This is a genomic window from Streptomyces sp. NPDC002785, from assembly GCF_040295565.1.
Classification (GTDB): Bacteria; Actinomycetota; Actinomycetes; order Streptomycetales; family Streptomycetaceae; genus Streptomyces.
The window spans coordinates 1-20878 of sequence record NZ_JBEOVN010000137.1; the positions used below are offsets into that span (position 1 = coordinate 1).

A 20878-nucleotide genomic window follows, 5' to 3' on the forward strand; every position below is an offset into this window, starting at 1 on the left:
GGCGTCTGGTGCATGCGATCGCAAGGCGGAGGCAGGAGAGCGCAGCGGGCTGCGCCGACGACCGACAACGCAGCGAGGATGGGGTCTCCCCTGCTCAAGCGAAAGCCGAGCGCTTGGGGAAGTGCCGGACACCCCCGGCCGGACGGGACTCTCGAAACACGCCCCTAGATCCGGCGGCGGGCCTTGCGGGCGCGGCGGACCAGGGCGGCGGTGCCGAGCAGCGCCACGGTCGCACCGGCGGCACCTGCCGCGGTGGCGTCCTTGCGGCCGAGTCGGCGCCCGGCGACGGTGTGCCGGCCCTCGACCTCTTCGAGGAGCGCGGCGAGCACCTCCTCGTTGGTCCAGCTCGGGCGCCAGCCCGCGTCGTGCAGCCGGCTCACGCTCACCACCCAGGGGTGCATCGTGTACGCCAGATCGCCCGCCGGGGAAGGGGTGAGGCCGATCCGGTGCAGCCGGGCGGCGGCGCCGAGTGCGACGGCGGAGGGCAGTTCCATCCGGCGGACGCCGCTGAGCTCCTCGACCTCCTCCTGTTCCAGCCAGCCGTCGCAGCCGACCGCGAACTCGCCGTCGATCTTCTCCAGCGCGGCGTACTCCAGGGCTGTGACCAGGTCGTCGACGTGGCAGAACTGCCAGGTGGGGCGCGATCCGGCGACGACCAGGAGGCGCGGCGACTCGAAGTAGCGGGTCAGCGCGGTGTCCGTGCCGCCGACCAGGACGGTGGGCCGGACCACGGTCACATTGAGTCCGGGGTGGGCGCGGGGCGCGCGTCGGCCGAGCCGTTCGATCTCCAGTAGGTCGCCGACGCCGGTGGCCTCGGCCGTGGCGCGCAGCTCGGCGTCCTCGGCGAGCGGGATGTCGTTGTCGGGCAGCGCCCCGTAGACCATCGCCGAGGTGCACAACACGACCCGGTGGACCCCGACGGCCGCGGCGGCCGTCAGCACGGTCTGAGTGCCGCGCACGTTGTAGGCGGTGCGGGCGGCAGGGTCGGTCTCCAGGTCGAGATCGAGTGCCAGGTGCACGACGACATCTGCGCCGCGCAGCTTCTCCGCGATGGCGGGGTCCCGTACGTCGAGGATGTGCCAGGTCGCCTCGTAGGCCTCTCCTCGGCGCTCGTCGATGGCGATGACCTGCTTGATCTCCTCGGATGCCGCGAGGCGTGCGGTGAGCAGCTCACCGACGCCCCCCGCGGCTCCGGTGACCGCGACGACGGGGCCACGGCTCCTGGAGCGGTTCTTTGCGGGCTTGTTCGCGGTCGAGGGGTCGGACAGGTTTCGCGCTGCGCGAACCTGAGGATCTGGGGAACTCACCGGGCGTCTCCAGCGGTTGTCTTCAGTACGTACCCGAATGACGCGTACGTACCAGGTGGCGTCCATCCTGCCGCAGGCCGGGAGCCGGCGGAGCACTGAGGCCCCGAGCGGACTTTTGGTGTCTACGCTGGATGGTGATGTCGGGCAGTCGCCGTCGGTTCGAGCCGGCGGCCCTACGAGCCGAGGAAACCCGTGAGTGACACCCCATTCGGATTCGGCCTTCCGCCGGAGGAGCCGGAGAACGGCGACGAGGGCAAGAAGAAGGACCCCACCGGAGGTGGGCAGGGTTCCGGCGGGCCGGCGAACCCGTTCGGCTTCGGGCCCGGCGCGGGCGGGGACAACCCGTTCGCGGCAATGTTCGGCACGATGAACCCGAACGACCTGGGTGCGGCCTTCCAGCAGCTCGGCCAGATGCTGAGTTACGAGGGCGGTCCCGTGAACTGGGACATGGCCAAGCAGATCGCCCGCCAGACGGTTTCGCAAGGCACGCCGGACGGCACCAAGGACGCGAGCGTCAGCCAGTCCGAGCGGTCCGCGGTCGACGAGGCGCTGCGGCTTGCCGACCTCTGGCTGGACGGCGTGACGTCGCTGCCCTCCGGTTCGGTCTCCACCGTGGCGTGGAGCCGTGCGGAGTGGGTCGAGGCGTCCCTCCCCGCCTGGCAGAAGCTGGTCGACCCGGTGGCCGAGCGCGTCGGTCTGGCCATGGGCGATGTGCTGCCCGAGGAGATGCAGGCGATGGCGGGCCCGCTGATCGGCATGATGCGGTCGATGGGCGGCGCGATGTTCGGCCAGCAGATCGGGCAGGCCGTCGGTGTACTGGCGGGCGAGGTGGTCGGTTCGACCGACATCGGGCTGCCGCTGGGCCCGGCGGGCAAGGCGGCGCTCCTTCCGCTGAACGTCGAGAGGTTCGGCAAGGACCTCAGCGTGCCGCAGGACGAGGTGCGGCTGTATCTCGCCCTGCGCGAGGCCGCCCACCAGCGGCTTTTCGCCCATGTTCCGTGGCTGCGCTCGCATCTGTTCGGCGCCGTCGAGGGGTATGCGCGCGGCATCAAGGTCGACACCAGCAAGCTGGAGGATGTGGTCGGTCAGTTCGACCCGTCGCAGCCCGAGCAGCTGCAGGACGCCCTTCAGCAGGGCATGTTCCAGCCAGAGGACACGCCGGAGCAGAAAGCCGCTCTGGCCAGGCTGGAGACGGCACTCGCACTGGTCGAGGGCTGGGTGGACGCGGTGGTGCACGAGGCCGCGAAGTCCCGTCTGACCTCGGCGGACGCACTGCGCGAGACCATGCGCAGGCGCCGTGCCTCCGGCGGGCCGGCCGAGCAGACGTTTGCGACGCTCATCGGCCTTCAGCTGCGTCCGCGGCGGCTGCGTGACGCCTCGCGCCTGTGGGCGTCGCTCACGGACGCCCGCGGTCTCGACGGGCGCGACGCCCTGTGGGAGCACCCCGACATGCTGCCGACGGCCCACGACCTGGACGATCCGGACGGGTTTGTGCACCACGAGCAGCTGGACTTCTCCGAGCTGGACAAGCTGCTCGGCGAGGCCGCGAAGGGTCCGCAGAAGCCCCAGACCGAAGCGGGCGACCCGGCCTCCGAAGGAACCGACGACCGGAAGAGCGACGGCAAGGACGACAGCGACCAGTGAGCCTGTACGACGACGCCGTTCTCGTGCTGAAGGGGTACGAGAACCCGGTGGACCCGGCCCAGGAGGAACTGCGCCAGGTCTACCTGGACCATCTGGCTCAGTATCCCGACGGCATGTGGAAGGCCTGCGAAGCCGGGCATCTGACGGCCAGCGCACTGCTCATCGATCCGGAGCGCGGCCGGGTCCTGCTCACCCTGCACCGCAAGCTGCAGATGTGGCTGCAGACGGGCGGCCACTGCGAGCCGCAGGACACCACGCTGGCCGCCGCGGCGCTGCGCGAGACCACCGAAGAATCCGGCATCAGCGGCCTGACCCTGCTCGCGGGCGGACCGGTGACGCTGGACCGCCACCCGATCCCCGCGCCCTGTCACTGGCACCTGGATGTGCAGTACGCGGCGCTCGCGCCGTCGGGCGCGACGGAGCAGATCAGCGACGAATCGCTGGACCTGCGCTGGTTCGCGTACGACGAGGTCCCATCGGTGGCCGATACATCGGTCGTACGGCTGATGACACGCGCCCGCGCCGCGCTGGAGCAGCGCGGGTAGGATCGATATGCAAATGGGTAAGGGGCGGTCCCCAGGGGGACCGCCCCTTACCCATGTTGTCCGTGCCGGTGTGCTGCGGCTCAGTTCCAGGAGTTGTTCTGGTTCTGGCCGTGGGCGCCTTGCTGGCCCATTCCGTACTGGGCCCGGACACCCTGGCCGATCTCGTGGTTCTGCGGGGGCAGCACCTCGCTCGGCTGGACCAGGGCGAAGCCCTGGCCGAGGAAGCTGAGCTCCCAGCCCTCTCCGGTGTTGCCACTCCGCCGCCAGACACCCGAGGAGTGCGTCTGGGCCTGCATCTGCACGCGCAGCGAGCTGGACCAGGCGACGATCGCGTCGGCATCGGCGTTGACGTACTTGTCCGGCGTGACCTGCATCATCAGCGGCTGGCCCGAGGTCATCAGAGCGACCTTGCCGGTGCCGGAGATGTTGAGCTGGTACTTGCCGGTGCCCGAGATGCCGTACTGACTGTCCACCGCGATGACCTCGGTGTGCAGCGAGGAGTCCAGCGCCAGGACGTAGGCGCTGTCCACCGTCATGCCGTCGTGGTCGACGTCCACGACATGAATGTGCTGCGCGAGGTTGGCGAGGAAGACGGTGCCCTGCCCGGAGCAGCGCATCAGGTCGAGGCCCTCACCGGTGCTCGCGCGGGCACGGCGCTGCCCGTGCGACTGGTACTCGCCGTCGAACTCCATCAGTCCCTGGTAGGCGACCATGGCACCCTTGCGGGCGAGAACATCGTCCTGGCCGGTCAGCGAGACCCGCAGGAGCTGCGGGTTCTGGACGGTGTACCTGTCCTGGGACTGCTGTTCCGTGTAGCTGAAAAGCGGACTCTGCATGGTGTGTTCTCCCTCCCCCTCAGTTCCGGATCCGCAGACGGTCGGTACTGTCCTCGCTCGGCTGCACGACGACGATGCCCTGGCCGGAGAAAGCCATCTGGTACGCCTCGCCGCTGCCCCGCCCGATGAGCGAGGAGGCCTTGAAGCTGCGCTTGCCCTTCACCTTGAGGTTCGGGGACCACGCCACGAGGGCGTCCGGGTCGACGTAGGTCTCGTCCTCGCCACGTCCGCAGTCGACGACGATCGGTGTGCCGCGCGAGGTGATGGCGACCCAGCCGGTGCCCGAGATACAGACGTTCCACAGGCCCTGGCCGGCGAACTTGGCGAGGCCCTTGACCCGCTCCACGCCCCAGGTGAGATGACCGTCGAAGGCGAGGACGTTGGTGCCGTTGACCGAGAGGGAGTCGTTGTTGAGGTTGACGACGACCACATCGGCGCCGTAGTCGGCGAGGTAGAGCAGCCCGTCACCGGAGCACTTCATGATCGGTGCGCTGTCGCCGGTGATCCACTGGGAGGCGATCTGGCGGACGGCCGGCGGATTGGGTTCGTACTGGATGAAGCCCTCGTACGCGACCATCGAACCGGTACGTGCGTAGAGGTCCTGGCCGGTGGCCATGGCGACCTTGAGCATCGTGCGGCCGTGGTTCTCCATACGGGCCGTGACGGGGGTCGGGGCGTAGCCCGCGAGTTGCTGGTTCATGACGGGCTCCCTCAGACCTCGTAGGGCTGGACGACGATGAAGTTGCCGGGTGCGCCCCGGAACTGAAGGTTCACGGTCTCTCCGCTGTGTCCCGGGTACGCGTTGCGGCGCAGCCGGACCTGGCTGGAGATGATCACCTGGGACGCGGACGACCAGGCCACGACGGCATTGCAGTCGGCGAAGGTGGTCGGGGTGACGGGCAGGACGACGGGAACGCCATGCGTCTTGACGACGACCGTGCCGGTGCCCTGGAACTGCATGGTGAACAGCGCGCCGCCGGGGATGCCATGGCCCTCGATCCTGCGGACCTCGTGCTGCAGAGACTCATCGAAGGCGAGAACGTTCTCCGCCGAGACGCAGATGCCGTCGCCCTGCAGCTCGATGGCGTGCAGATGGGCGCCGTCCTCGGCAAGGAAGACCTGTCCGCGGCCGGTGCAGCGCATCAGCTGCATTTCTTGGCCGGTGGAATTGCCGACGACGCGGCCCGCGAAACCGGCGCCCTTGTAGCCGAAGTCGACCTTGCCCTGGTACATCACCATGCTGCCCTGGCGGGCGAGCACGGGCATACCGCCCATGGTGAGGTCGACCCGCATGAGCTGCTGGTTCTGTGGGGTCCAACGCTGCCCGGTGGCCGTCTCCTTGTACAGCTGGAGCGCGGCCTGAAGACCGGCACCGGCCTGCGGCACGCCTTGCGGTACTCCCTGGGCCATACCGGGAGGCTGCATTCCGGGAGCCTGCTGGCCGTACGGAGCAGCGGGTTGCTGGCCGGGGATCTGCCCGAACTGCGGCTGCTGGGGTGGCTGGCCGGGCTGCCCGTACGGAGCCGGGGCGGGTGCGGGCGGCGGCAGCGTGCCACCGTGCGGTGTCATCGGGGCTGCCATCGTCGGCGCCGCATGCATCTGCTGCTGCTGCGGCGTGGGGGCCGGGGCCTGCGCGGCCGGGGCGCCGAAGGACGGAGCCGGCTGCGGAGCTTGGGCCGGGGCGCCGAAGGACGGGGCGGGCGGGGCGAACGACGGGGCGGCTGCCTGCGGCTGAGGTGCGGCGGGCTCCTCCTCGGCGACCTCGCCGCCGAAGTTCTTCAGCAGTGCGTCGAGGCCACCGTCGAAGCCCTGGCCGACGGCAGCGAACCGCCAGACGTCCTTCAGGTAGAAGTCGCCCAGCATCACCGCACGCTCGGTGGAGAACTCCGAACCGTTGAAGGCGTACCTGACGACTTCCTCGCCACCCGCGACGATCCTGATGTATCCGGGGCCGACCTGGGACATCTGCCCGGCGCCGTCGACCGTCGCCGTGAACGACAGCTTGTGGATGTTCGCCGGAATGCGGTCCAAAGTGACGCGGAACGACTCGGTGTCACCGGCCTGGGCGCCGAGGAGCTGAATGGATTCCTCGGGCGATTTAGGCTGATTGAAGAAGATGAAATACCGGTCGTCGGAGAGCTGCTCATTGGCATCGAGGCCGAAGCAGCTGATGTCAAAGGTCAGTCCCGGGCCGGCGATCTGCACACCTACGTACAGGTCCGTCCCCGGCGTGAGATCGCTGATCTTGGCCTTGTGGCCGCGTTGGAATTCCCTGGCCATGCGTAACGACCGTCCCCCATCCCGAATGTGAATGCGTCGCGCCAGGCTAACCGCAAACTCCGACGTTGAGCTGCGTCGGTACACACCCGGTACAGAATCGCCGAACGTCACTCACCGCGTGCGGCGGGCAGATGCGGCAGCCGGTCGGCCGCCACCACGCCCTCCAGGTAGCCGCGGGCCCGCTCGGTGCGGGGATACGCCTCCAGCAGCTGCCAGAAGCGCGGACCGTGGCCGGGGACGAGCAGATGGGCCAGTTCATGGACCAGTACATAGTCGACCACGTACTCCGGCATGCCCTGCAGCCGGTGCGACAGACGGATGCTGCCCTCCGCCGGGGTGCAGGATCCCCATCGGGTGTTCTGATTGGTCACCCACCGCACCGACGCGGGCCTGGCCCGGCCCTGGAAATACTGGGCGGACAACCGCTCGGCCCGCTCAGCGAGTTCGCTGTCGCCGAGGATGCGTTTGCTCTCCTGGGCCGCGAGTTTGTCGAGCATCACGTTCACCCAGCGCTGCTCCTCGGCCTCCGACATCCGGGCGGGGATGAGCACGATGGTGCGGTCACCCTCCCGGTACGCGGAGACCGTTCTGCTGCGGCGGGTGCTCCTGCGGACCTCGACCGCGCTCGTTGCCGAGGCACGGGGCGGACGGTCTGCCGCGCTGCGCTGATGGGTTCCGGCGCTGGGCGCGGGGGTCTCCCCGGCGAATCCGGGTGACGGGTCGGCGGGCACGCCATGACGTTACCCGGTGTCAGTGGGGGAAGTCCCGCCTCCGGGACGGTTCGCGCGTGATCCGCTCCACGACGTGCACCATTTGAACGACTAATACCCCATGCCTGTGGATAACTTTCTGCACACTTCGATGCCGGCCTGCATTCTGACAACGGATCTCGCGGAGATCCGAGCCACAGCCCACGCACAGAGATCATGGAACACAGACCGGAGGAACGTCGTGTATCCGATGTTGAAAACCGCACTGCGCCGTGCGTGGCGCGGCCGGGGCACCGTGCAATTCGGGGTGACCCCCTCTCATGCGGTGACGCTCGGTCCGATGGATTTCGCGACAGGCTGTTTTCTGGAACTGCTCGACGGTACGCGCGGCCTGTCGCTGCTGCGCGAGGAAGCCCGGGCGCTGGACCTGTCGGGCCATCAAGTCGACACGTTAGTGGGCCGATTGATGGAGGCAGGCCTGATCGACGATGTGCGGGCCGTCGGCCCGGAGACCGATGCGTTACGGAGCCGGCCCGGCGCCCTGGAGCGGCATCGCCTCGATCTGGCGTCACTCTCTGTCGTCCATCCCGAGCCGGGCGGCGGGATGCGGCGGCTGGCGGCCCGCCGGGGGATGCGGGTCCAGGTGCGGGGTGCCGGCCGGGTCGGCGCCGCGATCGCGGCGGTGCTGTCCGGATCCGGGGTGGGCCGGGTGGAGGTTCTGGACGGCGGGTACACCGAGCCGTGGGACGTCTCGCCCTGCGGGCTTCCACCGGCAGCCGTCGGGGAGCGCAGGGACACCGCCGCCCGGCAGTTGGTGCGCAGGTCCGCCGCAGGTTCGGCTCCCCGGGCGTCGGAGACGGCGGGTTCCCCGGCGGGTGGTGAGCCGGGACTGTCTCTGATCGTGGTCGCCCCTCGCGACGGCTTCACGGCGTACGTCCCCGACCCACGACCGGCCGAACCGTGGATCGCTTCGGGGACTCCCCATCTCTATGCCGGAGTGATGGAGGCGACCGGAGTGGTCGGGCCCCTGGTCCTGCCCGGGGGTACGGCGTGCGCGGGGTGTTTGGCGCTGGAGCGTGCGGACCAGGATGAGCAGTGGCCCAGGATGCTGTCTCAGTGGCAGTCCGGGCGGCGCACCGCCGTGCAGGCCTGTGACTTGGGGCTGGCGACGGCGGTGGCCGGTCTGGCGGCCGCCCATGCGCTGTCATTTCTGGACGGGGAGCTGCCCGCCAGTACAGGGACGCGCTGGGAAGCCGCGCTGCCGCTGTTGGACTGGCGGTCCGAGCGGATCGGGGCGCACCTCGGCTGTTCCTGTGGAGCGGCTGGGCACACTGAGGAGGAGCGTGTCTCCGGGGTCGAAGCGGCGCACGACACAATGGCCGGGTAACCGCCGCACGCGGTACGGCAGTCTGGGATTTGGAGGGGCTCATGTCTGATCTTCCCCGGAAAGCGGTCACCCGTACCGCCAAATTGGCCGCCCTGCCACTGGGCTTGGCCGGCCGCGCCACGTGGGGCCTGGGCAAGCGGATCGGCGGGAAGTCGGCGGAATTGGTCGCCCGGGAGGTGCAGCAGCGCACTGCGGACCAGCTCTTCAAGGTCCTGGGTGAGTTGAAGGGCGGGGCGATGAAGCTGGGGCAGGCCCTGTCCGTCTTCGAGTCGGCGCTGCCGGAGGAGGTCGCCGGACCGTACCGGGCGGCGCTCACCAAACTGCAGGAAGCCGCACCTCCCATGCCCAGCGGCACCGTGCACACGGTGCTGGAGGAGCGGCTCGGCGAGGACTGGCGGGAACTGTTCCTCGAATTCGAGGACAAGCCGTCGGCCGCCGCGTCGATCGGTCAAGTGCACCGGGCGGTGTGGCACGACGGGCGGGACGTCGCGGTGAAGGTGCAGTATCCGGGCGCCGGAGAGGCGCTGCTTTCGGATCTGACTCAGCTCAGCAGATTCGCCCGGCTGCTCGGTCCGTTGATCCCCGGAATGGACATCAAGCCGCTCATCACGGAGCTGCGCGACCGGGTCTCGGAGGAGCTGGACTACGAGCAGGAGGCACGCTCACAGCAAGACCATGGCGAGGAGTTCGCGGCCGACCCGGATGTCGTGATCCCCGGTGTGGTGCACCAGTCCGACCAGGTGCTGGTGACGGAGTGGATGGACGGTGTTCCGCTGGCCGACGTGATCGCGGAGGGCACGCCGGAACAGCGGGACCGGGCCGGTCAGTTGCTGGCGCGTTTCCTCTTCTCCGGCCCGGCGCGCACCGGGCTGCTGCACGCGGACCCGCACCCGGGCAACTTCCGGCTGCTGCCCCCGGAGGATGAGGCGGGCGAGGCCGGGCAGTGGCGGCTCGGAGTGCTGGACTTCGGCACGGTGGACCGGCTGCCGGGTGGTCTGCCGCAGCCCATCGGGGATTCATTGCGGCTGACACTGTCGGGTGATGCGGATGCCGTGTACGAGCTGTTGCGCGAGGAAGGGTTCGTCAAGGACTCGATCGACCTCGTCCCGGACGCAGTGCTCGACTATCTCCTCCCGATCATCGAACCGGCGCAGGTGGAGGAGTTCACCTTCACCCGGAGCTGGATGCGCAATCAGGCGGCCCGGATTGCGGATCCCCGCTCCCCCGCTCATCAGCTCGGCAAACAGCTGAATCTGCCGCCCGCCTATCTGCTGATACACCGGGTGACGCTGAGCACGATCGGGGTGCTGTGCCAGCTGGGTGCGACAGTGCGACTGCGCGACGAACTCGAATCCTGGGTGCCGGGGTTCCTGATGGAAGATGAGCAGGAGCCCGTGGTACAGGAGTTGGCGGGCGACGCCGCCGCCGGCGCATAGGGCAGCCTTCGAGCCCTCGGCGCCGAGCCAGGGCTGCCACTCACGGCCCGGGAACGTCACGCCCGGAACTGTCGTGCCCCGGACCGTCACGCCCCGGGCGTCACCACCAGGCGGAGTCGAGACGGCTCTCGATCGCCCTGATATGGGTGCGGGCGCACTCCTCGCAGAAGTACTGATGTCTGCCGTTCTCCACGGAACAGATCCAGGTCGGCGGTGCGCCCTCACTGTCCGCGGAGGTACCGCACAGGGCACAGACGACCACTGCGGCGGCTCTCTGCACGGGTTGCTGAATCCGGTGATGAGTCTCCTCGTCCACCTCGTGACGATAACTCCGTCGCTGCTGTGCCGCGCGGCACCACACAGCACGACCGCACAGCACGACCGCGGGGCCGGCCCGTTCGGACCGGCCCCGCGGAAGGGGTACTGACTATGGGTACTGATTACTGCCGGGCAGAGCGGCTGCCCTGCAGTGCTGCCGGTGTTCGGCCTGACTAGTGCATGACTGCCATGGCCAGCGCACGGCGGGCGCGCATCGAGGCGCGCTCGGCCCGGCGCTGCATCCGGCGCGCGGTGACCAGGCGCACGGCCTGGCGTTGCGTGTCGGCTTCCCTCAGGCGGTCGTGCATATGAGCACGAGCCAGGGCTTCTGGGATGAGTTGCATCTCGCGGGTCCTGTTCTGACGCGAGTCGTTCGCGCCGATGATCGTGACGTTCGGTGTTGCGGAGCCGACGGGCTCATTCGTGGGGACGGACATTGGTGCCTGATTTCGGGGATCGTGGGTGTGGGGACGGTCGATGGTTCCGATGCGCTTCATGGGTTTGGGGGCCGTGACCCCCAGTCCGGCGGTCACGCCGCGACCGGGTTCTTGCGCGGACGGCCACGCGGCCGCTTGCGAGCGACGACAACGCCCTGGATGAAGAGCTCACCACCCCAGACGCCCCACGGCTCGCGACGCTCCTTGGCGCCTGCGAGGCAGGCCTCGACGAGCGGGCAGGTGCGGCAGAGGGACTTGGCGTACTCGACGTCGGCCGGCGACTCGGCGAAGAAGACCTCCGGGTCGTAGGAGCGGCAGGGGACGGGCACGCCGAGGTTCTCGATGGCGTCGTCGAGCGCGGTGAGCGCAGTGAGGGGGATCAAGGTGGAGTCCTCCGTGAGACCGGGCGGCGGGAACGTTTCGGAAGGCGGTACGGACGGGGCGTGCGCTTCGAGTTGCACGGTGGGTGGTGTCCTCGTCTGGTCGTTCCGGCCTGTTGGCCGGGGGGCGGCTGGTACCGGGTACTGCTTGTCCCGAGGCTCCTTCGCGCTGTCTCGTCCGTTTGGACAAAACAAAAGGGCCGCGGATCCCGAGTGGGGTTCCGCGGCCCTGAAGGCGCCGGCCTGATTCTGAATCAGGCTGGATCGCTCCAGGGTTCAGGCCCACGGAAGGCCCACATCGTGTGGTGCATCGTCTGCTTCTTGGCGCCGGATTCCGCTCCTGCACCGACGGCCGCAAAGGCATAGGCCTGGGCCTGTCCCTTCGCTACTGCTGCTGCCGGTGCCTGGGTCGGTCGCTCATTGCGCTCCTGCACGGGGAGGTTCGACAGGGACAGCGGGCTGACGGCGGAAATGCCGGACAGACCGGTGCCACGCAGCGAGGACTCCGAAGAGCAGGCGAGGCCGAGCGAGCAGGCGGAGACGACCGAGAGATCGGTCATTTTGTTGGTCTCGATGATGCTGATCACTTCAATCGCCTCCTCTCGGCGTCTCGGGGGGACCGGCGGGCCGGTCCTGCGTATTCGGATAAGTACAGCACAGGACCAGGGCTTCAGAGAAGTCGCTGTTCCCGTGGTTAAGAACCTATGGTGATGACTGGGGCGGGCGCAAACTATTTTTTCGACGAGTTTTTCTCACACGTCGTCAACAGCGTTCCCGAGCCCTTCTTCCACCATCTCACCTGCGCAAATGGCGAGGACCGCGGTCCCGAACCGGTCCAGCTTCCGCGCGCCGACCCCGGAGATCCCGGCCAGTTCGCCCGCACTGCCCGGCACCGCCTCGGCGATCGCCATCAGCGTCTTGTCCGTGAACACGCAGTACGCGGGCTGGCCGATCTTCTTCGCCCGGACCGCCCGCCAGTCGCGCAGCCGCTCGTACAGCGCCTCGTCCATGTCGGAGGGGCAGTCGTCGCAGCGCATCAGCTTCATCTCGCCCGCATCGGTGAGGGTCTTGCCGCAGACCCGGCACCGGGCAGGGCCGCGACGGCCACGTTTGGCGACCGGTCCAGGGCCCCGTTCGATCCCGCCGCCTCCGGCCGCGCCGCGCGTACCGACGGCCACTGAGCCGGGGCGCAGCCCGTTCAGGAACCGGCTCGGGCGTCGCCCGGCGCGGCCTCCGGGTGAGCGGGACAGCGACCATGACAACGAGAGATGGAAGCGCGCCCGGGTGACGCCGACGTACAGCAGTCGGCGTTCCTCCTCGATCTGCTCGTCGGTCTTGGCGTACGTGATCGGCATCATGCCCTCGTTCAGCCCGACCAGGAACACGGCGTCCCACTCCAGGCCCTTCGCCGAGTGCAACGAGGCGAGTGTGACTCCCTGGACCGTGGGGGCGTGCTGGGCGGCTGCGCGCTCGTCGAGCTCCGCCACCAGATCGGAGAGCGTCGCCCCCGGTTTGGCCTGTTCGAAATCCTCGGCAAGCCGGACCAGTGCGGCCAGGGACTCCCAGCGGTCGCGCACCGCGCCGGAGCCCGCGGGCGGCTCAGTGGTCCACCCCTTGACGGAGAGCACGGCCCGCACCTGTGAGGGGAGCCCCTCCGCGTCGTCGAGCAAGGAGTCGTTTCCCCCGGCGCGCGCCGCTCCTCGCAGGGCGACGCCTGCTTCCCGTACCTCCGCGCGCTCGAAGAAGCGCTCCGCGCCACGCAGCTGGTACGGCACGCCCGCGTCGGAGAGGGCCTGCTCGTAGACCTCGGACTGGGAGTTGACCCGGTAGAGCACGGCGATCTCCCCGGCCGGGACGCCTGCGGCGATCAGATCGCGGATCCGGCGGGCGGTGCCTTCCGCCTCCGCGGGCTCGTCCCCATACTCCGCGTAGGCCGGCTCGGGGCCCTTGTCCCGCTGCGAGACCAGTTCGAGCCGGTGCTCGGCGGCGCGGCCACGGGCCTGGCCGAGCAGACCGTTGGCCAGGTGGACGACCTGGGGCGTGGAGCGGTAGTCCCTGACCAGCTTGACCACGGTCGCGTTCGGGTGGCGGGTGCGGAAGTTCAGCAGGTGTTCTGGGGTGGCCCCGGTGAAGGAGTAGATCGTCTGGCTGGCGTCCCCGACGACGCACAGGTTGTCCCGGTCGCCCAGCCAGAGGTCGAGCAGCCGCTGCTGGAGCGGGCTGACGTCCTGGTACTCGTCGACGACGAAGTGCTGGTACTGGCGGCGGACGTGGTCGGCGATGTCGTGGCGGTCCTGAAGGATGGCGACGGTGAGAAGCAGCACGTCCTCGAAGTCGATCACCGAGCGGTCACGCTTCAGCTGCTCGTACATCGCGTAGATCTGAGAGATCTCGGCGGTGTCGCGCGGGGCGTCGCGCTGGGTCTTGGCGACCACGGCCGGATAGTCGGCGGGCACGGTCTGGGTGACCTTCGCCCACTCGATCTCGCTGGTGACGTCCCGCAGCTCGTTGCGGTCGAGCCGGATGCGGCAGCGGGCCGCAGCCTCCGCGACCAGCTGGACCTTGCGCTCCAGCAGCCGGGGCAGGTCGCCGCCGACCGCTTTCGGCCAAAAGTACTGGAGCTGGCGCAGCGCGGCGGAGTGGAACGTCCGCGCCTGCACCCCGCCCGCGCCGAGCTGCCGCAGCCGCCCCCGCATCTCGCCCGCGGCCCGGTTGGTGAACGTGACGGCAAGCACACTTGCCGGCTGGAGTATCCCGGCGCGCACCCCGTAGGCGATGCGGTGCGTGATCGCACGCGTCTTGCCCGTACCGGCTCCGGCCAGCACACACACCGGGCCGTGCAGGGCCAGGGCGACCTCGCGCTGCTCGGGGTCCAGCCCGTCGAGCACGGCGTCCGCCGACTCGGGAACCTGTGGGAAAAGAGAGGAATGCGTTGCTGCTGTCACCCCGCCATGCTGCCAGGTCGGGAGAGGCGGACGCGGAAGTTGTCCACAGGGGAGCAGCATCTGTCGTACTAATGCGGGGGTGGCGGCGGGAATGGTGATCGGCTCACGTACGTTCCCTTTCCGTGCGACGACGCACTTTCCAGCTTCTCCGCGTGCCGGATGAGACGGATGAGACAGACGAGTCTGACAAGACTGACGAGACAGAGGAGCGCGAAGACATGTCGGGCACTGTGACGATGTACAGCACCACGTGGTGCGGCTACTGCCGTCGGCTCAAGAGCCAGATGGACCGCGAAGGCATCGCGTACAACGAGATCAACATCGAGCAGGACCCGGACTCCGCGGCCTTCGTCGAGAAGGCCAACGGGGGCAACCAGACCGTTCCCACCGTCCTGGTGGTCGGCTCCACCGGTGTCGAGGCCGTCATGACGAACCCGTCCCTGGCCCAGGTGAAGCAGGCGCTCGCCGCCTGATCCCGCCGCTCCCGCAGCACAGTCGCGCCCCCTCCGGTCGACCCAAGGGGGCGCGACTGTACGCGCGTCCGGGGGCGCTGCTGGCCCCGTACGCCGTGCGTCAGCCGACGCTGCCCGGCTTCGGGAGCGGCTTGCCGTACCAGAGTTCGATCAGACGGGCCGCGATCGAGATGCCGAACGGGGGCATGATCTCGCCCGACTCGAAGGCCGCCGTCAGGTCCTCGCGGGAGAACCAGCGCGCCTCCTCGATCTCATCGCCGTCGACGTTGATCTCCGACGACGTGGCCCGCGCCATGAAGCCCAGCATCAGGCTGGACGGGAAGGGCCAGGGCTGGCTGGCGATGTATTCGACCTCGCCGACCGTGACGCCCGCCTCCTCGAAGACCTCGCGGGCCACGGACTGCTCGATCGACTCCCCGGGCTCGACGAAGCCCGCGAGCGTCGAGAAACGGCCCTCGGGCCAGTGCACCTGGCGGCCCAGCAGGGCGCGGTCCTGGTCGTCCGTCACCAGCATGATGACCGCGGGGTCGGTACGCGGGTAGTGCTCGGCGCCGCAGGCCGGGCAGCGGCGGATGTGGCCGGCCGCCGCGATGACGGTGCGCTCGCCGCAGCGCGAGCAGAAGCGGTGCAGGCGCTGCCAGTTCTCCAGGGCCACCGCGTGCACCATCAGCCCCACGTCACGGGGGCCGAGGAGCAGTCCGGCCTCGCGCAGTCCGGCCGGGCGGGCCGGCTGGTCCATGCGACCGGGCAGGGAGTCCTTCTGGAGCGCGAAGTAGCTGACGCCGTCTTCGTCGGTGCCGAGGAAGTAGCGGTGGGTCTCGGTGACCGGGGCCTCGAAGGCCGGGGTCATGACGATCTCCGTACCGCCGTCGGCCGTGTCGTCGATCAGCACCTGCCCGCCGGAGACGACGAACACCCGGGTGGTCGGGTGACTCCACGCGGCGGACAGCCAGGCCTCGTCGAGGCGGTGGTGCGCCGCGCGGTCGATGCCGCTGGGCGCCGTGAGACCGATGGGCCGGTCTGCGGTGGCATTGTCGAAGGTGCTCACAGGTGCTTCCTACTCCCCCGGGACGGATCGGGTGTTCAGAGGATTCAGCGGAGTGCGACGGCCAGCTCGCCCCAGAGGTGGGCGGCTGTCTCCACGCCCTTGAGCAGGAGGTCGAGCTCGACCTTCTCGTTGGGGGCGTGCCAGCCGTCGGACGGTACGGAGATGCCCAGGAAGAGGACGGGTGCGCCGAGCACCTCCTGCAGGTCGGCGGCGGGGCCCGAGCCTCCTTCGCGGGTGAAGAGGATCTTCTGGCCGAAGGCCCGTCCCATGGCACGGGCCACGGCCTGCAGGGCGGGGTGGTCCAGCGGGGTCAGACAGGGAAGGGTGGCGGGGGCGAAGGTGATCCGGTGCCGGACACCGGCCGGGACCTGTGCCTCGGCCCAGGCCCGGACGGCCTGCTGGATGTGGTCGGGGGCCTGGCCCGCGACCAGCCGGAAGCTGATCTTCACCAGGGCGGAGGACGGGATGATCGTCTTGCTTCCGGCGCCCTGGTAGCCGCCGCCTATGCCGTTGACCTCGGCGGTGGGACGGGCCCAGATTCGCTCCAGCGTGGAGTGGCCGGCCTCGCCCGCCGCCGCCCGTGACTTGGCGGTACGCAGCCAGGCGGCCTCGTCGAAGGGCAGCTCGGCGAAGAGTGCGCGCTCGGTGTCGGTGAGTTCCGTCACGCCGTCGTAGAAACCGGGGATCGCGACCCGTCCGTCGGCGTCATGCAGTGCGGCGACGAGCCGGGCCACGGCGGTCGCCGGGTTGGGGACCGCGCCGCCGAACGAGCCGGAGTGGATGTCCTGCTCGGGGCCGTACAGCTCGATCTCGCACTCGGCGAGGCCGCGCAAACCCGTGCAGACCGTGGGGGTCGTCTCGTCCCACATGCCGGTGTCGGAGACGATCACGGCGTCGGCGGCGAGCCGGACGGCCTGCTCTTCGACCAGGGCGCGGAAGTTCGGTGAACCGGACTCCTCCTCACCCTCGATCAGCAGCTTGAGGTTGACGGCGGGGGTGGTCCGGCCGGTGGTGGCGAGGTGGGCCCGGACGCCGAGGGTGTGGAAGAGCACCTGCCCCTTGTCGTCGGCGGCGCCCCGCCCGTACATGCGGCCGTCGCGGATCACCGGCTCGAACGGGTCGGTGTCCCAGCCGTCCTCGCGGGCGGCGGGCTGCACGTCGTGGTGCCCGTAGACGAGAACGGTCGGGGCGTCCGGGTCCTCGGACACCCACTCCGCGAAGACCGCGGGAGCGCCGGGCGTCTCCCAGATCTCGGTGACCGGGAAACCGGTCTCCTTGAGCTTGGCGGACAGCCACTCGGCGCTGCGTCGTACGTCCCCGTCGTGGACCGGCTGGGCGGATACGGACGGGATGCGCAGCCAGGCGGCGAGGTCGTCGAGGAAGGCTGTGCGGTGCTGTTCGGTGTACGTACGGACGGCGCTGTCCGGGGTGTCGCTCATGGCCTTGAGCCTATCGGCCCGTGGGAGGTGGCTCGTCCAGCAGGAGCCGCTCCAGCTCCGCCCGGCCCGGGAGGCGGGTGGGGCGGACGGTCTCTCCGCTGCGTACGTAAAGGAACGTGGCGGTGACGGCGGTGAGCGGCAGATCGTGCAGCTCGGCCCAGGCCAGACGGTAGACCGCGAGCTGAAGGGGGTCGGCGGTGTTGGTGCGGGTGGTCTTCCAGTCGACGATCTCGTAGGTGTCCCCGGTGCGGTACACCGCGTCGATACGGCCCCGGATCACCCGGCCGACCAGGGTGATCTGGAACGGCGTCTCCACGCGGTACGGGGTACGGCGGGCGTACGGGGTGCGCTCGAAGGCCTCCTTGAGTGCGGCGAGGTCGCGCTCGTCGGCGATTTCGGCGTCGCTCTCGTCGCCGCCGGGCAGCTCGTCCGGCCCGAGCATGGGCAGCGGCAGCTCCTCGAAGCGGGACTCCACCCAGGCGTGGAAACGGGTGCCCCGGCGGGCCGCGGGCTGCGGGGGCCGCGGCATGGGGCGGGCCAACTCCTGGGCGAAGCCGTCGGGGTCGTCGGCGAGACGCAGCAGCTGGGTGGCGGAGAGCGAGGCGGGCACGAGGACGTCGCGCACGGTGGCGCGGGCGCGGCGCAGTTCGCCGGTGAGGGCGTCGAGGTCGCGGTCCCAGGAGGCGAGGGTGCGGGATTCCTCGGGGGTGAGGCGCTGATCCCCGGCGGGTTCGGGCGTGCGGGCCGCCGGGACGTGTGGCGTGGGGGCCGGAATGTGTGGCGTGGGGGCGGGGATGAGTGGCGTGGGGGGCGGGGCCGACGGGGGCTCCGTCGACAGGGAGTCCCAGTCGTCGGCCTCGTCGGGGTGCGCCTCGGTGTCGAGGAACGGGTCCTCGTCGGGGAACAGTTCGTTGTCGTAAGGGGCGTCGTACGGATCCGGGGGGTCGGACGGCGCCTCGTACCCATCCGGCACGCCCCCCGGCGCGGCCAGGGCCTCCAGATGGGCCATCACCGTGTCCGCGGCGGCCCGGCGGCGGGTCAGGGCGGTGTCGTCCAGGGGAAGCGGCCACGCCGGGTCGGCCTCCTTCTCGGCGAGCGCCGGGTTCTCCTCGTCCTCGGCCGGTTCGTCCGCCCACGTCTCGATCTCGCCGTGTCCGGCTGCGCAGTGCTCGTACAGCGAGTGCAGGAATTCGGACGGGCCGCGCGGCTTCTTCTGGGTCGGGCCCCACCAGTGGCCGGAGCCCAGCAGCAGGGTGCGGGGCCTGGTGAAGGTGACGTATCCCAGGCGGAGCTCCTCGGTGTGCTGGTGCTCCTTCATCTCCTCCTTGAAGCCCTTGAGCCCCTTGGCGTCCCAGGAGTGGATGACGGGGAGGGTGGCCGTGTCCCCGCGCAGGGCGTGCGGGAGGACCTTGGGCTGGGAGGTCCAGGCGTCGCGGGACTGGCTGCTGGGGAACTGTCCGGTGACCAGGCCGGGCACCGCGACGACGTCCCACTCCAGGCCCTTGGACTTGTGGGCGGTGAGGACCTTGACGGTGTTCTCGCCGCCGGGCAGGGCGTTGTCCAGGCCCTTCTCGTACTGGACAGCCGTGCACAGGAAGCCCAGGAAGGCGAGGAGGGTGGCCTCGCCTTCGACGGCGGCGAAGCGGGCCGCGACATCGAGGAAGTTGGCGAGGGTCTCTCGGCGGCGGGCGGCCAGGGCGTGCGGCGATGCGGAGAGTTCGACCTCCAGGCCGGTGGTGGCGAGGACGCGGTGCAGCACGTCCATCAGTGGGTCGGCCAGCGAGCGGCGCAGGTCGCGCAGTTCGGCGGCCAGGCGGGCGAAGCGGATGCGGGCCTCGGTGGAGAACGGAAGTCCGTCGTCCTCTCCTCCGCCCGATTCGAGGAAGGTGTCCAGCGCGTCGGCGAGCGAGATCACTTCGGCCGGGTCGATGCCTTCGACGGCCTCGGCAAGGCGGCGGTCGGGGTCGAAGTCGTCCTCGTCGCCGTGGGCGGCGCGGTGGACGAGGAGGCGGGCGCGGCGGCCGAGGAGTGCCAGGTCGCGGGGGCCGATCCGCCAGCGGGGGCCGGTGAGCAGTCGGACCAGGGAGGCGTTGGCGCCGGGGTCCTGGAGGACCTCGCAGACCGCGACGAGGTCGGCGACCTCGGGCAGGTGCAGCAGCCCGGACAGGCCGACGACCTCGACCGGGATGTCGCGGGCCACCAGCGCGGCCTGGATCTCCGGGAAGTCGCCCGCGGTGCGGCACAGGACGGCGATCTCGCCGGGCGCCTTTCCGGTCCTCACGAGGTGCGCGATCGAGTCGGCGAGCCAGTCGGTCTCTTCGGTGTGGGTACGGAGCAGGGCGCAGCGGACGATGCCGTCGCGCTCGGCGCCCGGGGCCGGGCGCAGTGCCTCGACGCCTTCGTGCATGGCGCGCAGGGGTGCGGCGAGACCGTTGGCGAGGTGAAGGAGGCGGCCGCCGCTGCGGCGGTTCTCGCTGAGGGAGTAGCGGGTGGCGGGGGTGCCGTCGGCATGCGGGAAGTGGAGTGGGAAGTCGTCGAGGTTGGCCACGGAGGCACCGCGCCAGCCGTAGATCGCCTGGCAGGGGTCGCCGACGGCGGTGACCGCGTGCCCGGTGGTCGCGCCGGACTCCGCCTCCGTGACCGTTGCCTCGGGGCCCCTGCCGAAGAGGGCGGAGAGCAGCAGGCGCTGCGCGACGGAGGTGTCCTGGTACTCGTCGAGCAGCACGACGCGGAATTCGTCGCGCAGGATCGCGCCGACCTCCGGGCGGGTGAGGGCCAGCTGGGCGGAGAGGGCGATCTGGTCTCCGAAGTCGAGGAGGTCGCGGCTCTTCTTGGCCTCGCGGTAGCGGCGGGTCAGCTGCAGCAGCTCGCGACGGGCCTGGGCGGCCTCGGGGATCTTGCGCAGCTCGGCGTTGGTGAGCCGGGCCGTTTCCAGCGTACGGAGCAGGTCGGTGTCGTACTCCGCGAGCCGTTCGGGACGTACGAGATGCTCGGCCAGCTCGGCGTCGAGGGCCAGCAGATCGCTGACCAGCGTGGGGAACGACCTCGTCAGGGCCGGATAGGGGCCGGGCGCCTCACGCAGTACGCGGGCGGCCAGCTGGTAGCGGGTGGCGTCGGCGAGAAGACGGGTGGTGGGTTCGAGGCCGATGCGCAGTCCGTGCTCGGTGAGGAGCCGGCCGGCGAACGCGTGGTACGTGGAGATGCTAGGCTCGCCCGGGGGGTTGTCCGGATCGATGACGTCCGGATCGGTGACCCCGGCCGCGACCAGGGCCTTGCGGACGCGCTCGGCCAGCTCGCCCGCCGCCTTGTTGGTGAAGGTGAGTCCGAGGACCTGCTCCGGGGCGACCTGGCCGGTCCCCACCAGCCACACCACGCGCGCTGCCATCACCGTGGTCTTTCCCGACCCGGCTCCGGCCACGATCACCTGCGGGGCGGGCGGCGCTGTGATGCAGGCCGTCTGCTCCGGGGTGAACGGGATCCCGAGGAGTTCCTTGAGCTGCTCGGGATCGGTGATGCGTGAGGACACCCGACCGAGACTAACCGGGAGCACTGACAAGGTGTCGCGGCGGCCGGGTCCACCGGCCCCCCCGCGGGGCCCCCCCGGCGGGCAAGCCAGTAATGCCGCCCGCCAACAATCGTGGAAACACCGAAAGAGTAACTACAAGATGTGGCGGCCCGGAGAGATTTGGCTGC

Annotated in this window: 18 protein-coding genes; 5 read left to right on the forward strand and 13 right to left on the reverse strand. The window is 70.0% G+C overall.

Translation table 11 applies throughout. The features are described 5' to 3' along the window. Positions 1-164: 164 nt before the first annotated feature. The gene (locus tag ABTZ94_RS26280) at positions 165-1307 is read right to left on the reverse strand and encodes an SDR family oxidoreductase (RefSeq protein WP_351204051.1); all 1143 of its coding nucleotides are present in this window, start codon (positions 1305-1307) and stop codon (positions 165-167) included. A 192-nt stretch (positions 1308-1499) separates the two neighbouring features. On the opposite strand from ABTZ94_RS26280, the gene ABTZ94_RS26285 reads away from it, so the two are divergent. Both ABTZ94_RS26285 and ABTZ94_RS26290 read left to right on the forward strand, forming a co-directional pair. Beyond that, positions 1500-2951 (forward strand): zinc-dependent metalloprotease, encoded by a 1452-nt coding sequence (locus ABTZ94_RS26285; protein WP_351204053.1) that lies wholly within the window; start codon positions 1500-1502, stop codon positions 2949-2951. Then, the gene (locus ABTZ94_RS26290; RefSeq protein ID WP_351204055.1) at positions 2948-3496 is read left to right on the forward strand and encodes an NUDIX hydrolase; all 549 of its coding nucleotides are present in this window, start codon (positions 2948-2950) and stop codon (positions 3494-3496) included. The genes ABTZ94_RS26285 and ABTZ94_RS26290 overlap by 4 nt, the downstream gene beginning before the upstream one ends. 80 nt (positions 3497-3576) lie before the next feature. Here the strand turns inward: ABTZ94_RS26290 and ABTZ94_RS26295 are convergent, their stop codons facing one another. The 4 genes from ABTZ94_RS26295 to ABTZ94_RS26310 form a co-directional block, all read right to left on the reverse strand. Further along, positions 3577-4332: an AIM24 family protein gene (locus ABTZ94_RS26295; protein ID WP_351204057.1), complete on the reverse strand. Its 756-nt coding sequence runs from the start codon at positions 4330-4332 to the stop codon at positions 3577-3579. Between the two features lie 19 nt (positions 4333-4351). Then, on the reverse strand, positions 4352-5032 hold the full coding sequence (locus ABTZ94_RS26300) for an AIM24 family protein (protein WP_351204059.1): 681 nt from the start codon (positions 5030-5032) through the stop codon (positions 4352-4354). 11 nt (positions 5033-5043) lie between these two features. Next, positions 5044-6612 carry a TerD family protein gene (locus ABTZ94_RS26305; RefSeq protein ID WP_351204061.1) on the reverse strand — a complete coding sequence of 523 codons (1569 nt, stop codon included), beginning with the start codon at positions 6610-6612 and terminating at the stop codon, positions 5044-5046. A 107-nt stretch (positions 6613-6719) separates the two neighbouring features. Then, a complete protein-coding gene (locus ABTZ94_RS26310) occupies positions 6720-7343 on the reverse strand; it encodes a M48 metallopeptidase family protein (RefSeq protein WP_351204063.1) in 624 nt (207 codons plus the stop codon). Positions 7344-7563: 220 nt separating this feature from the next. Here ABTZ94_RS26310 and ABTZ94_RS26315 point away from each other — a divergent pair, with 220 nt between their 5' ends. Together ABTZ94_RS26315 and ABTZ94_RS26320 are read left to right on the forward strand one after the other, a co-directional pair. Continuing rightward, positions 7564-8709, forward strand: coding sequence for a ThiF family adenylyltransferase (locus ABTZ94_RS26315; RefSeq protein ID WP_351204065.1), 1146 nt, complete (start codon positions 7564-7566; stop codon positions 8707-8709). Positions 8710-8750: 41 nt separating this feature from the next. Further along, positions 8751-10145, forward strand: a complete 1395-nt coding sequence (locus ABTZ94_RS26320; RefSeq protein ID WP_351204067.1) for an ABC1 kinase family protein — start codon at positions 8751-8753, stop codon at positions 10143-10145. Between the two features lie 100 nt (positions 10146-10245). Here the strand turns inward: ABTZ94_RS26320 and ABTZ94_RS26325 are convergent, their stop codons facing one another. The 5 genes from ABTZ94_RS26325 to ABTZ94_RS26345 form a co-directional block, all read right to left on the reverse strand. Then, positions 10246-10461, reverse strand: a complete 216-nt coding sequence (locus ABTZ94_RS26325) for a hypothetical protein (protein WP_351204069.1) — start codon at positions 10459-10461, stop codon at positions 10246-10248. A gap of 175 nt (positions 10462-10636) precedes the next feature. Next, on the reverse strand, positions 10637-10960 hold the full coding sequence (locus tag ABTZ94_RS26330) for a putative WhiB-interacting protein (protein WP_351204083.1): 324 nt from the start codon (positions 10958-10960) through the stop codon (positions 10637-10639). A 32-nt stretch (positions 10961-10992) separates the two neighbouring features. Beyond that, positions 10993-11361 (reverse strand): WhiB family transcriptional regulator, encoded by a 369-nt coding sequence (locus ABTZ94_RS26335; protein ID WP_351204071.1) that lies wholly within the window; start codon positions 11359-11361, stop codon positions 10993-10995. Between the two features lie 173 nt (positions 11362-11534). Beyond that, positions 11535-11867: a hypothetical protein gene (locus tag ABTZ94_RS26340; protein ID WP_351204073.1), complete on the reverse strand. Its 333-nt coding sequence runs from the start codon at positions 11865-11867 to the stop codon at positions 11535-11537. Positions 11868-12032: 165 nt separating this feature from the next. Beyond that, positions 12033-14285 carry an ATP-dependent DNA helicase UvrD2 gene (locus ABTZ94_RS26345; protein WP_351204075.1) on the reverse strand — a complete coding sequence of 751 codons (2253 nt, stop codon included), beginning with the start codon at positions 14283-14285 and terminating at the stop codon, positions 12033-12035. Positions 14286-14443: 158 nt separating this feature from the next. Here ABTZ94_RS26345 and ABTZ94_RS26350 point away from each other — a divergent pair, with 158 nt between their 5' ends. Further along, positions 14444-14698 (forward strand): mycoredoxin, encoded by a 255-nt coding sequence (locus tag ABTZ94_RS26350; RefSeq protein ID WP_093897475.1) that lies wholly within the window; start codon positions 14444-14446, stop codon positions 14696-14698. A gap of 100 nt (positions 14699-14798) precedes the next feature. On the opposite strand, the gene nudC is transcribed toward ABTZ94_RS26350, so the two are convergent. The 3 genes from nudC to ABTZ94_RS26365 are packed head-to-tail and all read right to left on the reverse strand — an operon-like array spanning position 14799 to position 20711. Beyond that, entirely contained in the window at positions 14799-15746 is a 948-nt protein-coding gene (gene nudC / locus ABTZ94_RS26355) for an NAD(+) diphosphatase (RefSeq protein ID WP_351204077.1), read from the reverse strand. Positions 15747-15790: 44 nt separating this feature from the next. Then, on the reverse strand, positions 15791-17185 hold the full coding sequence (locus tag ABTZ94_RS26360) for a dipeptidase (protein ID WP_351204079.1): 1395 nt from the start codon (positions 17183-17185) through the stop codon (positions 15791-15793). Positions 17186-17195: 10 nt separating this feature from the next. Next, on the reverse strand, positions 17196-20711 hold the full coding sequence (locus ABTZ94_RS26365; RefSeq protein WP_351204081.1) for an ATP-dependent helicase: 3516 nt from the start codon (positions 20709-20711) through the stop codon (positions 17196-17198). Positions 20712-20878: the final 167 nt, after the last annotated feature.